Here is a 14,582-nt window from a genome sequence, read left to right as displayed (position 1 = left end):
GCACCAGTAGGAGGCAGCTTTAGCTCGCGACCATTTAGTTAGCCTGACAACCGAAGGAGGAGAGTAAAAAAAACAGTGACTGATCAGTTGCGCTCATCACCACTTGGAATCATCCCCGTTAGCAGCCATAGCTGTTCGGCTTCACGAAATACACGGCGGTGCTGAGAAGAAGCCGCTAACCACGCATGAAGCGCCTCGCGATCAGCGTCGCTCAACGTCTTTTCATGCTCGCGCATCAGCCAGTCTAGCGCCGTTTGCCAAACGGCATCATCGCCGCTGTCGTTATCCATCGTTACTGTCAAACCTCGCTACTGCTGCCTGCTGAACACTGTCTCGGGAAGCGTGTAATATTATCAACGCTATTTGCTGACAGTGTAACAAAGCGACAACAAAGAAGGGACGGAACGTGGGCTTACCGATCTGGCAACATCTGGCCTTGTAGCGACTGGCGGCAATGAGTCAATGCATCGCGAATCATAAAATTAACTAACGTGGTGGAAATACCTAACAAGTGGGCCACTTCCCGCTGCGTATGACTTCCCGAACGATAGAGCTCAAAAGCGCGCCGCGTACGCTCGGGCAGCTCGTCCAACGCGTCCACCACCTGTGCCAAGGCCTGGCGGTCAATCGCGATCACCTCTGGAGAGTGTGACGCGTAAGAGGTGGTATCCCCCTCCTCTTCTTTTGCAAACAAAGTTGACTCAAACGCCGAACGGCGGCAGCGGTCAATGGCGAGGTTGCGCACACACGTGACACGTAAGATATAGGCTGCTTCACCTCAAAAAGCGTGGTTGCTTCCGAAATTTTTAGATAGGCGTCCTGCACGACATCATCGGCTTGATCAGCATTGCCCAATACTCTTGCGGCGACACAGCAGAGCCGGGGCCGCTGATTAACGAAGATATCTTCTAACTCAGCGCTCCAGGTCTGGGTATCCACAGCTCGGCCTCCTGCCTTGATTAACACCACGGAATAAATGGCAATAATTATTATTTGCGTTAGAGCCTGACAAGTCAACTGGTGAGAGCTAACTCACTTTTTATAACGATATGCTTGTTGACGTTATTTTTAGAAGCCACAACCTTCACCTGCTTGGGCAGACTTGCCCAAGTTCATTAAGCAGCGTTGACACTGCATAAAAGACATTCATAATATAAACAATAATGATTAACATTAAGAATTAAAACGAACTCTATGCAAGGAGAATATTCTTGAACCAACCTACTTTCCGCAAGCGGTGGCTAACGGCTGCCGTTGCAGTGGCTGTCTGCAACACACGGGCTGTGTTTGCTCAGCAGGCCGAACAGAGGGCATCTTCAGGTAGTGAAACCTCCACCGCGCTACCCACACTGCAAGTCACGGAAAGTCGTCTTTATGAAGAAGCTACAGGGCCTGTGCTGGGTATTGCCGCCACCCGCAGCGCAACCGGCACCAAAACCGATACGCCTATCATTGAAACACCGCAATCGATTTCCGTCATTGGTAGCCAGGAGTTTCGCAACTATGGCGCACGGAACGTCAACCAGGCGCTGGGCTACACAGCGGGCGTATCAAGCGCTTATGGCGGAGGAGGTGCTGATACAACCCACGACAGCATGATGATTCGCGGTTTCAGTGTGTATAACAGTTACCGGGATGGCAGCAAGTATCAGGTCAACATATTCGATGCCCAGCAGGAGCTCTATGGCCTGGAGAGACTGGAGGTACTCAAGGGGCCATCGTCAATTCTCTATGGTGTGGCGTCTCCCGGGGCTTGATCAATGCGGTCAGTAAGCGCCCTACCAGCGCCCCCCTGCGAGAAGTTAATTTCCAGGTAGGCAGTTTTGATCGACGCCAGGTCTCTGCGGACTTCTCTGACTCCCTGGATGAAGATGGTGAGTTTTCCTACCGTTTAACCATGCTTCGCCGCGATAGCAACACCTTTGTCGACCATGTGCCAGATGATCGCACCTACATCGCACCTGCCTTAAAGTGGCAGCCGAATGAGAATACCTCCCTCACCCTACTCAGTGAGTATCAGCGGGACGAGACGACTTATATCTATGGGCTGCCTGCCAGCGGCACTATTCTTGCCAATCCCAATGGCGATATACCGCGGGATCGGTTCGTTGGTGAACCCGGCTTCGATGACTACGATAACGAAAGCTACTCACTTGGTTATCTGTTCGAGCACGATTTTTCCAATCGCCTGAAGCTGCGCCACAATTTGCGCAGCTTCCACTCGGATAGAAACTTCGACAACGTCGGCATTTCTCAGCAGCCTCAAAGCTCCGCTGGGCGACTTTTTTCCAGAACCGCCCATGATCGGCGTGATGCTTCCAGGGCAATCTCCTCCGATACGTCCTTGCAGTATGACTGGGAGGCCGGAACGACAACCAATACCTCTCTGGTCGGCCTTGACTATGTCCGCCAGCGCCACGAAACAGAACGCTACCAGCAGAGCATCCCTGCTCTGGATCTCTATAACCCTGCCTATGGGAGTGGGCAATTGAGTGAAAGCACCCCTAATAACTATTCCAATCTGAGCCGTAAGCAGCAGGTGGGACTGTATGTTCAGAACCAGATGAAGATTGCCGATAAATGGGTGGTCATGCTGGGCGGGCGTCAAGATTGGACGGATACCGAAGCTGCTCGGTACTTCGATCCCTCTCAAGAACAACAGCAGGATGATGATGCTTTCACCGGTCGTGTTGGATTCGTTTACCTGGCCGATAATGGCTTGGCACCCTTCGCCAGCTTCAGTCAATCCTTTGAGGTAGCGACTGGCACCGATCGCAACGGCAATCAGTTCGAGCCCACCCAAGGCGAGCAGTACGAGGTAGGCATCCGCTATCAGCCCAAGGGGTTCGATACCATGCTCACCGCCACCGCTTACGAATTGACTCAAGATAACGTGCTGGTCGCCGACCCGGTCAACACTAACTTCCAGACACAAATAGGCGAAGTGCGCTCTCGGGGTGTCGAGCTGGAGGCCAAGACGGAGATCGGTCTCAATGCCAATCTAGTCGCAGCGTATGCCTACACTGATGCTCGGACAACAAAAAGCAGCCCGGCGACCCCCGAAAAAGCCGGGGAACGAACCGGTCAGGCACCCTACAACCAGTTCTCACTATGGGGTGACTATCGCCTCAGTGATTTCGGTCTGCCGGGGCTAAAACTGGGGGCAGGGGTACGCTATGTTGGATCAACGCTTCCTAACGCCCCCTTGATGGCGAAGTGCCTGATTTTACCCTGGTTGATGCCATGGTCAGCTATGAGACGGGCCCATGGCTACTTTCCTTGAATGCGACCAACCTGACTGATGAAACCTATATCGAGTCCTGCACCTACGCATGTTATTACGGAGAGCCTCGCAGTGTTGTAGGCACGGCGTCCTATCAGTGGTGATGAAGGCACTTCTTTATTCGCAAAACACAGGCATGATCGTGACATATCAAAAAGGGATACTTTATCCAGCTCTACACCCTAAAAGCATGGCTTTATTGACCGCATTGCTCATAGGTTCATTGATGAGCAATGTATCGACAGCCAGCGATAAAAACAACGAGGTGCCACTAGCGACGTTTGACTTCGCCATCGCGGAGACCCTCAATGCAATGGGTCATCCGCCTAGGTTTCTGTCGGGCCTTGAAGGGTATGAAACCTACTCCCGTCAAGATGGCATTATTCCCGATACGACTAACCTGGGTTATCGCCACCTCCCTAACCTTGAGCTACTGGCAAGCGATCCCCCACAACATATTCTAATTTCACCGCCTGCTCATGCCAGCTTACTCCCACGGCTCAGAAAAATTGCGGATGTTAGGGAGTATCCGCTGTACAACTTTTCCGGCATTAATAACGAACAGAGCCACTGGGAAGCGGTGGAGGCGTTGACTCGCCAGCTTGGTACCCTCGTCAATGACACTGCTGCATCGGAGCAGTATATTGAGCAAACCAACAGCGACTTTGACAATTTAAAAAGCCAGCTTGATAGCATCAACGAACCTTTTTTAATGGTACGTCTAGTGGATGAGCGCCATGCCCGCGTTTATGGCAAAGGAAGCGTTGAAGGCATGGTGCTAAATCGCCTTGGACTTCAGAACGCCTGGCAGGGCGACTTAGGCCAGTGGGGAATGACGACAGTCAGCGCAACGTCTCTGTTTAGCATCAACGCTAAAATGATATTCCTTGAAAGCCCCTATGATCCTCCAGGAGGGCAGAGTCAACTACTGTCTGATGGCCAGTGGCGGCACTTACCAACTGTGAAAGAAGACAACTATTTTATTATCCCTACCAACTACTGGTCTTGGGGAGGTCTACCTGCGGCACTGCATTTTGCCGACAGTCTTGTCAGCCAACTTATTGAAAGCGCCGCACCGCCACTCAGGTAGGCGATGCGACACGAACGATTACTTCCTCACTGCTTATGTACTACCAATCGTAGGACACAGTTCCCAGCACGGTGCGACCGGCCCCCCAATAGCAGCGCCCTCCGTTGTTACAGCGAGCAACATATTCACGATCAAAAAGATTGTTGGCGTTGAGTTTAGCACTCCAGTTATTGCCGAAATCGTAACCAATGGCCGCATCGATTAGCGTCTCGCTACCTATTTCAAGTGTGCCGTAATCAAGACTTTCTGGTGGATAAGCGTAGGATTTGCCCAGGTAACGAACTCCGAGGCCCGTCTGCAAGCCGTTCAATGCCCCCTGACGGAAGATATAATTGGCCCAGACAGAGGCCTGATGACGCGGAATCCCCGTAATTTGCCCATCTTCCAAGCGCGAACCAGCATCTTCGATGACCCTGGCATCGATATAACTATAAGCAGCGGTCAGGCTCAGGCTTTCGTTAACATCACTTTTGACCTCAACTTCTAAACCCTGGGATTGTGTCTCACCAATTTGTCGATAGTCGCCGGTGCCTCCGTCATAGCTAACGTCATCTTGCTTGGTGATATCGTAAGCAGACACCGTCACTTGGGTATTCCAGTCCTCAGGTGCGTACTTCACCCTACTTCTATCTGGTCGCCGGTGATGGGTTTAAAGTTGTCTTCAGTGCTAAGTTGAACCGGTACGAAAGTAGTAGAGTAGCTCACATAAGGAGAGATGCCGTTGGCAAACTGATACATCAATCCGGTTTGCCAGCTGAACGCCTCGTCGGTACGCTGAATATCATCATTGGCTGCTGTATAGTCATCGTATTCACTATCAGCCCAGTCATAACGACCACCCACCAGGGCAATTAAACCGCCTACCTTACCTTGCCACTGGGCATAGGTTCCAAACAAATCCTGCTTTAGGTCGCCATCACTAACCAAACGAGAAGTTTGTGGCTCGCTGCTGTACTGAGGATCAAAAATATCGACAAGGTAGAACTCACCCATGGCGATGTCACTGGCATACTGGCTTTGTTCGAGTGATGTCCTATCGAAGCTGGCACCGAACAGCAGAGTGCTTTCGAGCGCTCCTTTTGTCAGGTTGCCGACCACTTGGTTATCGATGGTGTAGATCCTGGACTCATTGGCCCGGTCAAGATTATAGGCTCCAATGTTAGAACCGTACCCGGCATCGACGAACTGCAACCAAGTTTCCTGCCGATCTATTAAGGAACGTGTGTAACGTCCATTTTGACGAAACGTCCAGTCGCTATCAAAACGGTGCTCGTATTCATAACCCAATGTCCAGAATTCCCGATCAAAACCATCCCAGTCTGGATGCCCCAGGTTGGTATCAGTACCCAGTTTACCGCCTGGATTGTCGAGTAGCGTGCCCGATGCCGGCAGCCCCAGTTGCATCTCGGTGCTGTCCTTTTGATATTGACCAGCAGGGTCAGGGTATCCCTGTCGCCAAGATCGATGGCCAATGACGGGGCAAAGTAAATTCGATCATCCTCATGCTATTGATTTGCGTATCAGCCTCGCGAACCAGGGACACCATTCGACCACGGATGCTGCCATCTTCATTCAGTGCACCCGATACATCAGAGGAGAACTGCCGTCGGTCATGGGTTCCATAGCTAAGATTGACCTCTCCCTGTCGTTCATACGTAGGGCGCTTGCTAACCAAATTCACCATTCCACCGGGCACGTTTTCACCGTATAAAATCGATGTCGGCCCCTTGAGCACTTCAACCCTCTCTAAGCCATATGGCTCGGCCGAAGTGGCGTAGGCATTAGACTGCACGCGTAAACCATCTCGATAGGTACCGTATCCGTAATCACGCTGGTTCATACCGCGGATATAGAAAATATCACCAGCCAGCGCATCGCCGCCAGGATAGTTGGCACTGTTAACACCTGGCACATAATCTAAAATGTTACCCAGTGTTTGTGCTCCCTGATCCTCAATCTGATTCCTCGTTACCACCGAAATGGCGCGTGGTGTTTCAGACAGAGGGGTATCCGTTTGGTTGCCGTTAGACTGCGCTCTGCCTGATAGCCCACATCTGGCCCCTGCGCCCCCACTCGCTCTGCTGTTACCGTTAAGCTCTCCAATTCGGAGACCGGTTCTTCTTCCTGAGCTGCTGAATAAACTGGCACCGCAACCAATGTGGCCACCAACACCCCGCTCTGACAGGACAGAGCGTATTTTCCCTTAAACATGCAACCGTTCCCTTTTTAAAAGTGTGTGAGAATTAAATATAAAACAAATCTACATAATTATCATTTACATTTAATAAAGAATTCCTCACACCTCACTTTCTTCGCTCCCTCATTACAAGCTAACCATACGAAAATTCTCTCGTTCCTATAGATATCCAGCTTTCTCTGCTACTCATCTTGCTACCTCACGCAGTGAAACCACATACGCCTTCCACTAACAAGCTCGTCACTGCGAAATGCAATCGGTGAGCATGCTAGACTATTGGTCGTAACGTTGTTTTTTTGCTCTGGAGACCCACCGTGACGGATGCCCACCGCCGTAAGCTACCCATCGGGATTCAGACGTTCTCGGATATCCGCGAAGGGAACTATTACTACGTCGATAAGACACCGCACATTGAGCGTTTGGTTAACCAGAACAAATACTACTTCCTCTCGCGGCCACGCCGCTTCGGCAAAAGTCTCTTGCTGGACACCCTGCGTTGCCTGTTTGAAGGTCGCCAGGCGCTGTTCGAAGGGCTGTATCTCCACGACAGGTGGGATTGGCAGCAGCGCTACCCGGTGATTCGTATTAGCTTTGCCGATGGCGTGATGCAGGGCCGTGAAGGGCTGGATGAGCGTATTCGTGAGCAGCTACGCGTCCAGCGTGAGCAACTCGGCATTACCCACCACCATAAAACCGATATACCGGGTGAATTTTCTGCCCTCATTCGTGCCGCCCACCAGCAGAGTGGTCAACGGGTGGTCATTCTGATTGATGAGTACGACAAGCCGATTCTGGACAATATCCTGGTACCGGAGCGCGCCCGGGAATTGCGTGAGGGTTTGAAGAACCTTTACAGCGTTATTAAAGACGCCGACCCATACTTGCACTTTGTGTTGCTCACCGGCGTTTCCAAATTCAGTAAGGTCAGCCTTTTCTCAGGATTGAATAACCTCAATGATATCACCCTGGATGCCCCCTTCAGCACGATTTGCGGCTATACCGACGAGGACATCGACACGGTCTTCGCCCTGAACTACCCGGCCTTGATCGCGAGGCGATCCGCCAGTGGTATAACGGCTATCGTTGGGGTGGCGGTGAGGTAACGACTGTCTACAACCCTTTCGATGTGCTGTTGCTGTTTCAGAAGCGCGAGTTCGGCCCGTACTGGTTTGAGTCTGCCACACCAACATTCCTGGTCGACATTCTCAAACAACGCGGTGTGTTTACTCCCTCATTGGATCATTGGGAAACCGAGTATGAATTGCTCAGCCAGTTTGATGTTGACCAGATCAGCACTGAAGGTCTGCTGTTTCAAACCGGCTACCTCACCATTCAGCAAGTAGAAGAGCCTCTGCGGGGCTACCGCCAGTACACCCTTGGCTTCCCTAACCGCGAAGTCGAAACCAGCCTCAACCATGCGCTGCTGCCGTCACTGGGGGTCGAGAACGCCCCACGCGAGCGCAGAACACTGTTTCGTCATTTAAGCCAGCACGACCTGGCCGGATTGGAAACGCACCTCAAAGCGCTCTACGCAGGTCTGCCCCACGACTGGTACCGCAACAATCCCATCGCCAAATACGAAGGGCATTATGCCAGCGTCTTTTACAGCCACTTTGCGGCCTTGGGGCTGGATGTAACCGTGGAAGACGCCAGCCACCATGGCAAGGTGGATATGAGCGTGGACTTTGGTGGGCATATCTACCTGTTTGAGTTCAAAGTGGTGGAACAACTGCCGGAAGGTAAAGCGCTGGAGCAGATCAAACATAAAGACTATGCCGATAAGCACCGCGCTTCGGGCAAGCCCATCCACCTGATCGGCGTGGAGTTTTCCAGCGTTGAGCGCCAGATTGTGGCGTTTGAGGTGGAGACTCTTGAGTAGGTCGTAACACCCATCTGTGAGCATGCTAAACTGCTGCTCGTATCGCTGCTTTGCTCTGGAGACCCACTATGCCGGATGCCCACCGCCGTAAGCTACCCATCGGGATTCAGACGTTCTCGGATATCCGCGAAGGGAACTATTACTACGTCGATAAGACACCGCACATTGAGCGTTTGGTTAACCAGAACAAATACTACTTCCTCTCGCGGCCACGCCGCTTCGGCAAAAGTCTCTTGCTGGACACCCTGCGCTGCCTGTTTGAAGGTCGCCAGGCGCTGTTCGAAGGGCTGTATCTCCACGACAGGTGGGACTGGCAGCAGCGCTACCCGGTGATTCGTATTAGCTTTGCCGATGGCGTGATGCAGGGCCGTGAAGGGCTGGATGAGCGTATTCGTGAGCAGCTACGCGTTCAACGAGAGCGACTCGGCATTACCCACCACCATAAAAACCGATATACCGGGTGAATTTTCCGCCCTCATTCGTGCCGCCCACCAGCAGAGTGGTCAGCGGGTGGTCATCCTGATTGACGAGTACGACAAGCCGATTCTGGATAACATCCTGGCGCCGGAGCGTGCCCGGGAACTGCGCGAGGGTTTGAAGAACCTTTACAGCGTGCTGAAAGACGCCGACCCGCACCTACACTTCGTGCTGCTTACCGGCGTTTCCAAATTCAGCAAGGTCAGCCTGTTTTCGGGCTTGAACAATCTCCGCGATATTACCCTTTCGCCCGACTATGCAACCTTGTGTGGTTATACCGATGACGATATCGATACCGTATTTGAACCTGAACTTTCTGGGTTAGACCGTCAGGAAATCAAACAGTGGTATAACGGCTATCGCTGGGGTGGTCGTGAGGTTACCTCTGTCTACAATCCCTTCGATGTACTATTGCTGTTCCAAGAGCAAGAATTCGGCCCGTACTGGTTTGAGTCCGCGACGCCAACGTTTTTGGTCGATATTCTCAAACAACGCGGGGTGTTTACCCCTCGATTGGAGACCTTGCAAGCAAAAGCACAGTTGCTCGGCCGCTTTGATGTCGACGATATCACCACCGAAGGGCTGCTGTCCAAACCGGCTACATCACCATTAAAGACGTGCAGGAACCCATGCTGGGTTATCCTCTATACGCTGGGCTTTCCGAACAGGGAGGTAGAAAGCAGCCTTAACGATTTATTGCTGCCAGTATTGGGTATTAACACAAGCGATGCGCAAACCTACCAACTGGCGTTATTTGACACTTTTCAGCGCCATGACCTTGCTGCGTTGGAAGCTCACTTAAAGGCGCTCTACGCCGGACCCCCATGACTGGTACCGCAACAACCCCATCGCCAAATACGAAGGGCATTATGCCAGTGTCTTTTACAGCCACTTTGCGGCCTTGGGGCTGGATGTAACCGTGGAAGACGCCAGCCACCACGGCAAGGTGGATATGAGCGTGGACTTTGGTGGGCATATCTACCTGTTTGAGTTCAAAGTGGTGGAACAACTGCCGGAAGGTAAAGCGCTGGAGCAGATCAAACATAAAGGCTATGCCGATAAGCACCGCGCTTCGGGCAAGCCCATCACCTGATCGGCGTGGAGTTTTCCAGCGTTGAGCGCCAAATTGTGGCGTTTGAGGTGGAGACCTTGGCTTAGCTACCAATCTATCCGCCACTGTCATCTCCGCGTCATGAATGGCTGGTTACATTGAATGCATACAGTTTTTGCCATTCACTAAGGCACGATGAATGCCCAGGGGAAATACAATGCTCGATAGCAGTAACGACCTACTCGAAACGGTGAAGCAGGCGGCGTACGAGGCAGGTGCGCTGTTACGCGAGGGATATTCGCTAAAGGGCAGAATCGCCTTTGAGCAAAAGGGGGCGTCAGACTTTGTCAGCTACTACGATACGGCCGCCGAGAACATCATTATCGACTGTATCAATAGCGCCTTTCCCGATATCGCTTTCCTAGGTGAAGAGAGCGGGCTTACACCCACCGATAGTGACTATACCGTCATCATTGACCCTCTCGATGGCACCAGCAACTTTTTGCATGGGGTGCCTCACTTCTCAGTCTCCATCGCGGTTACTAAGGGCGATGAGCTGATCATCGGCGTTGTCTATCAACCGCTGCTTGATGAAATGCTTTGGGCCAGCCTTGGCACCGGCGTCTTCCTCAACGACACGCCGCTCACTACGCCTGAACCTCGCCCACTGAACGAGATGCTTATAAGCACCTGCCTGCCCTACCACGCTAAAGGCGACTGTACGACGGCCCTAGATCAACTCGCTGCTCTAATGCCCCAGGTGGCCGGTATCCGCAGCCCAGGATCGGCGGCGCTGGAGATCGCCTACACCAGCCTGGGCCGGTTTGATGCTTTTTGGTCTCAAGGCGCTAAGCTCGACTTTTGGGATATCGCCGCCGGTATTGTGATTGCCAGAGAAGCTGGCTACACCGTCACGGATCTCACTGGCGAGCCGAATCCCTCTCAATGGAACAGTTTACTTGCGGCGCACCCCGAGAGGCATGGACAACTGCTAGCGTGTTTAGCGTCTTGCTGATAAACGACCAACGTCATCTCTAACCACCTGAGACCTACCCCTTGCCTGCTTTCCCCAAGCGGCGTTTGCCATCTATCACGTAAATCTTTTCATTTTTTTGTTAAAATGAGAACCATTAGCACTAGAATGGAGGCATTATCATCAACCCTATCTCCAGGAGTCATTCATGTTCGAGGTCAAAGGCGCCACCTTTGAAATCAATGGTAAGCAGATTTTAAATCCCATTGACCACAGTTTTCATGAGGGCAAGGTTTACGGCCTGATTGGCCATAACGGCTCGGGCAAGTCGACGCTGATCAAGCTCATGGCCCAGCAGCAGCCGGTAAGCCAGGGGGAGGTTCACTTTGATCAACGCCCGCTGAGTGACTGGGGAAATCGTGAGTTCGCCCGTCAGGTGGCTTACCTGCCCCAGCATTTACCAAGTGCAGAAAGTCTTACCGGACGCGAGCTAGTCGCCTTTGGCCGCTACCCATGGCACGGGCTGCTGGGCCGCCACACCCAGAAAGACAAAGATGCCATTGATCGCGCCATTGCCCTGACCCACACAGAGGCCTTTGCCGACCGCTTGGTCGACACGCTCTCTGGTGGTGAACGTCAAAGGGTCTGGTTGGCGATGCTACTCGCCCAGGGCAGCCGATTCCTGCTGTTGGATGAGCCGCTAGCGGCGCTGGATATCGCTCACCAAATCGAAGTGCTGGCGCTGATCCGTAAGCTGTGCGATGAGCTAAATCTTGGGGTGATTATTGTACTGCACGATATCAACATGGCCTCGCGCTACTGCGACGAGCTGATGGCACTGCACAGCGGTCGCTTGCTGGCCCATGGCAGCCCGGGTGATTTGATGAGCTGCAGCACCTTAGAAGCGATTTATGGCCTACCGATGCAGGTCATGAAGCACCCCAACGGAGAGCACAATATCGCCGTGGCTCAATAACGTTATTCTCCGAGGCCAAAGACATTTAAAAGCACTCATTCGCAACCAAACGCTTCAACTGATACGCATTATCGATTAAGCTGGATGCCATATTTCCCCTGTGTGCTGTGTAAAACCCTGCGCTAAATCCCTGTGATGGAGCCTCGCGATGCCCTCTGCTCTGCGTCAGCCGCAACTGTTCGAGCCTTCGTTAGCGTCCTGCTACACCGGGCCGTTGGCGAACTTTACGCCGCCGTTAATAGGTGGAACGCCACCGCTGGAAGCGTTCAAAACAGCCCGTTGGCGGAATGCCGATTGGCTCAAAGAGGATCTCTCCCGTTTCACTGAACAGTACCCAGCGGAGACCAGCGGGCAGTGGTATCGATCTGGTCGAAATGGCACTTAAGTGCGCTAACCGTTCCCACACTGACTGCCAACCTGCTGCTTAACCGTGACCTGCCGGTGGGCTGGACGACATGCAGGTTATCTTTAACGACAAGGGCGCCACCTCGCGGCTGTGGTTGCCCCACGAAGGCACGTCGATAACCACTCACGACCCGTTTGAGCGTTTTGCTACCCTGATTGAGCAGCACTGGGCACCGTTGATTGAGCAATTAGCGGCTATCTCCGGCGCTGCACAGCGGGTGTTCTGGAGCAATGCCGGTGGCTATCTGGACTTTTACGTCAACGCGCTGGGCGAGCACCCGCTTGCCAATAGGCAGGCGTTTGAGGCCGCCAAGGCGCTGCTGGAAGCGCGCAACCTGCCCAACGGCAAGCGCAACCCGCTGTTTCAGCCGGTGCGTTACTTTACGCCCAAGGGGAGTGAGGAAGTTAAGCGGGTGCGCAAGCTTTGCTGCCTGCGCTATTTACTGGATGAGTTTGATACCTGCGGCACCTGCCCGCTAGAGGGCTGCGACCTGGAAGCGCGAAAGCGCGCCAAACAGGTCGTCCGTTAACACGTTAGTATTTTTAACACGGTTTAGATATTAATTTGCGCAACTGCATCTTCGCTTGCCCGCGCACGCTGCTCGCCTTTCAGCTCGCTAAGCTGCCCCTTCGACATCTCCAGCAACCGATCAGCGTGGACGAAGTAGCTGTCGTCATGGCTGATAGCAAACACGGTTTTACCCATTGCTTTCAAGTGCGGTAACAGCTCGCGGTAGAACAGCCGCCGGAACTGCGGGTCTTGATCCGCCGCCCACTCGTCGAGCAGCAAGATATCGCGCTTTTCGGCAATCGCCAGCAGCAACGCCAGGCGTTTACGCTGACCTTGTGAGAGCTGAGTGTTGATGACGCGATCACCCTCCCACTGCAATTTATGCTGCATCTGCAGTCGCTCAAGCCAGGTATCAACGACCTTCTGGTCAGCAGGTAGGCCTTCAGGGCCCATGGTCTGATCAAACTGGTGGAAATCGGTAAACACGCTGGCAAAGCGAGCACGGAACGCTTCCCACTGAGCAGCAGTAACAACCTCGCCATCAATCTTAATGGTGCCGCTTTGGGGGCGGTATAACCCCGAGAGTAGCCTTGCCAGGGTCGACTTACCGCTGCCGTTGCCGCCGATCAGAAACACCTGCTCACCGCGCTCTAGAGCCATATTGAGTGGCCCCACCTGGAAGCCCTCGCCCTGGGCAGTGTCCGGGTAATGATAAGTGACTTCCTCCAGCTCCAGACGCTGCCAATCAGCCAGCGTATCGTCGACGGCAAAGCTTGATTGGTACTCGGCTAGCTCCAGGCTGCTCAATTTATCAAAAGCGACCTGGGCACTGATCAGCGTTGGCCAAGCGCCCACCGCCTGAATCAGCGGCGTACGCAGGAATAGCAGCGTCAATGCAAAGGTGGAAGCCACCGTGGTACTCGCCCACCCCAATCCATTAGAGAGGAAAAACACCACCCCGATGGCGCCCAACATCATAATGTTAGACCAGTTGTTAGCGCTTAAATGGTAGGTATCGGCGCGGATAATGTGGTGACGGTAGTCACGGGCATTGGCGGTATAGCGCTCGTCATAAAAGCGCCGGGCACGGTCGCGGTTGAGCGCCAGCTCTTTGCGCCCTTCAATGGCCGCCTGGAAATCTTTATACAGACTGTCTTCGCTTTCACGCACGAGGCGAAAATGGCGATACACCCGCGACACCAGCACCCAACCCACCCATGGTGAACGCGATCCACAGCACGGTGATCACCACCATTTGCGGCGAAAGCCATGCCAAATAGGCCACCGAGGCAAGCGTTAGCACCACGCCCTGAATCAGCTCCGGCAGACGCACAAAGCCAATGGTGATGTTGCGCACATCGCTGGACAGACTGGCCAGCAAGGTGGCGTTGCCCAACTGCTCCAAGCGCTCAATATCGGTGTCGAGAATCCGCTTCACCAGCCGCGAGCGTAGGTCAAACACAAAGTGGTGCCCCAACACGGTCAGCGCTAATTGCGTACTGAGTGTGACCGCCAGGAGCACCGCCAGCAGGCCGAGAAATTGCGGCAGCGCCGCCATACTGCCTACTTCGATAAGCCGCTGGTTGATAAAGGCAATTACCCCGACCCCTAAGCCAGCGCTCAATAGGCTCAAAGCAATGGCGCCTAAAAAGGGCCAGCGGTAGTGATGAAATACTAAGCGCAGCAGTTCCATGGGGCTCCTTGCCTTCCTGTAAAGAGCGCTGAAGTCTAACAGCAGCG

Annotated in this window: 13 protein-coding genes and 3 pseudogenes; 10 read left to right on the top strand and 6 right to left on the bottom strand. The window is 53.3% G+C overall.

The window, feature by feature from the left end; all coding sequences use genetic code 11:
- Nucleotides 1–83: 83 nt before the first annotated feature.
- A complete protein-coding gene (locus tag FDY98_RS04805; protein WP_231500591.1) occupies nucleotides 84–302 on the bottom strand; it encodes a FecR/PupR family sigma factor regulator in 219 nt (72 codons plus the stop codon).
- A 110-nt stretch (nucleotides 303–412) separates the two neighbouring features.
- The gene (locus tag FDY98_RS26975; RefSeq protein WP_340146738.1) at nucleotides 413–745 is read right to left on the bottom strand and encodes a sigma factor-like helix-turn-helix DNA-binding protein; all 333 of its coding nucleotides are present in this window, start codon (nucleotides 743–745) and stop codon (nucleotides 413–415) included.
- A gap of 466 nt (nucleotides 746–1,211) precedes the next feature.
- Between FDY98_RS26975 and FDY98_RS26970 the strand changes: the two genes are divergently transcribed.
- From FDY98_RS26970 to FDY98_RS04790, 3 genes are all read left to right on the top strand, one after another.
- On the top strand, nucleotides 1,212–1,757 hold the full coding sequence (locus FDY98_RS26970) for a TonB-dependent receptor plug domain-containing protein (protein ID WP_340146737.1): 546 nt from the start codon (nucleotides 1,212–1,214) through the stop codon (nucleotides 1,755–1,757).
- Nucleotides 1,754–3,283 carry a TonB-dependent siderophore receptor gene (locus FDY98_RS04795; RefSeq protein WP_340146736.1) on the top strand — a complete coding sequence of 510 codons (1,530 nt, stop codon included), beginning with the start codon at nucleotides 1,754–1,756 and terminating at the stop codon, nucleotides 3,281–3,283. The genes FDY98_RS26970 and FDY98_RS04795 overlap by 4 nt, the downstream gene beginning before the upstream one ends.
- A gap of 103 nt (nucleotides 3,284–3,386) precedes the next feature.
- A complete protein-coding gene (locus FDY98_RS04790; RefSeq protein ID WP_157831347.1) occupies nucleotides 3,387–4,373 on the top strand; it encodes an ABC transporter substrate-binding protein in 987 nt (328 codons plus the stop codon).
- Between the two features lie 40 nt (nucleotides 4,374–4,413).
- Here the strand turns inward: FDY98_RS04790 and FDY98_RS25945 are convergent, their stop codons facing one another.
- The 3 genes from FDY98_RS25945 to FDY98_RS25935 are packed head-to-tail and all read right to left on the bottom strand — an operon-like array spanning nucleotide 4,414 to nucleotide 6,348.
- Nucleotides 4,414–4,992, bottom strand: a complete 579-nt coding sequence (locus FDY98_RS25945; RefSeq protein ID WP_196518122.1) for a TonB-dependent receptor domain-containing protein — start codon at nucleotides 4,990–4,992, stop codon at nucleotides 4,414–4,416.
- A complete protein-coding gene (locus FDY98_RS25940) occupies nucleotides 4,989–5,777 on the bottom strand; it encodes a TonB-dependent receptor domain-containing protein (protein WP_196518121.1) in 789 nt (262 codons plus the stop codon). The genes FDY98_RS25945 and FDY98_RS25940 overlap by 4 nt, the downstream gene beginning before the upstream one ends.
- Nucleotides 5,778–5,811: 34 nt before the next feature.
- Nucleotides 5,812–6,348, bottom strand: coding sequence for a TonB-dependent receptor plug domain-containing protein (locus tag FDY98_RS25935; protein ID WP_196518120.1), 537 nt, complete (start codon nucleotides 6,346–6,348; stop codon nucleotides 5,812–5,814).
- Between the two features lie 536 nt (nucleotides 6,349–6,884).
- Here FDY98_RS25935 and FDY98_RS29330 point away from each other — a divergent pair.
- From FDY98_RS29330 to fhuF, 7 genes and pseudogenes are all read left to right on the top strand, one after another.
- A pseudogene (locus FDY98_RS29330) lies at nucleotides 6,885–8,449 on the top strand (ATP-binding protein).
- A gap of 68 nt (nucleotides 8,450–8,517) precedes the next feature.
- Nucleotides 8,518–9,754, top strand: a pseudogene (locus FDY98_RS26960) (ATP-binding protein).
- 73 nt (nucleotides 9,755–9,827) lie between these two features.
- Entirely contained in the window at nucleotides 9,828–10,019 is a 192-nt protein-coding gene (locus tag FDY98_RS26955; protein WP_340146732.1) for a PD-(D/E)XK nuclease domain-containing protein, read from the top strand.
- A gap of 175 nt (nucleotides 10,020–10,194) precedes the next feature.
- Nucleotides 10,195–10,992, top strand: coding sequence for an inositol monophosphatase family protein (locus FDY98_RS04770; protein ID WP_035538915.1), 798 nt, complete (start codon nucleotides 10,195–10,197; stop codon nucleotides 10,990–10,992).
- Between the two features lie 166 nt (nucleotides 10,993–11,158).
- Nucleotides 11,159–11,926: an ABC transporter ATP-binding protein gene (locus tag FDY98_RS04765; protein WP_027957190.1), complete on the top strand. Its 768-nt coding sequence runs from the start codon at nucleotides 11,159–11,161 to the stop codon at nucleotides 11,924–11,926.
- Nucleotides 11,927–12,074: 148 nt separating this feature from the next.
- Nucleotides 12,075–12,311, top strand: a complete 237-nt coding sequence (locus tag FDY98_RS26950; RefSeq protein ID WP_340146731.1) for a hypothetical protein — start codon at nucleotides 12,075–12,077, stop codon at nucleotides 12,309–12,311.
- 70 nt (nucleotides 12,312–12,381) lie between these two features.
- Complete coding sequence (gene fhuF / locus FDY98_RS26945) at nucleotides 12,382–12,861, top strand: siderophore-iron reductase FhuF (protein WP_340146730.1); 480 nt, start codon at nucleotides 12,382–12,384, stop codon at nucleotides 12,859–12,861.
- A 23-nt stretch (nucleotides 12,862–12,884) separates the two neighbouring features.
- Here fhuF and FDY98_RS04755 read toward each other — a convergent pair.
- Nucleotides 12,885–14,535, bottom strand: a pseudogene (locus tag FDY98_RS04755) (multidrug ABC transporter permease/ATP-binding protein).
- Nucleotides 14,536–14,582 lie beyond the last annotated feature (47 nt).

Origin of the sequence: Halomonas sp. PA16-9 (assembly GCF_009728585.1) — a bacterium.
Lineage (GTDB): Bacteria > Pseudomonadota > Gammaproteobacteria > Pseudomonadales > Halomonadaceae > Vreelandella > Vreelandella titanicae.
The sequence above is the reverse complement of the archived record's forward strand: the minus strand, read 5'-3'. Positions and strand labels throughout refer to the sequence as shown.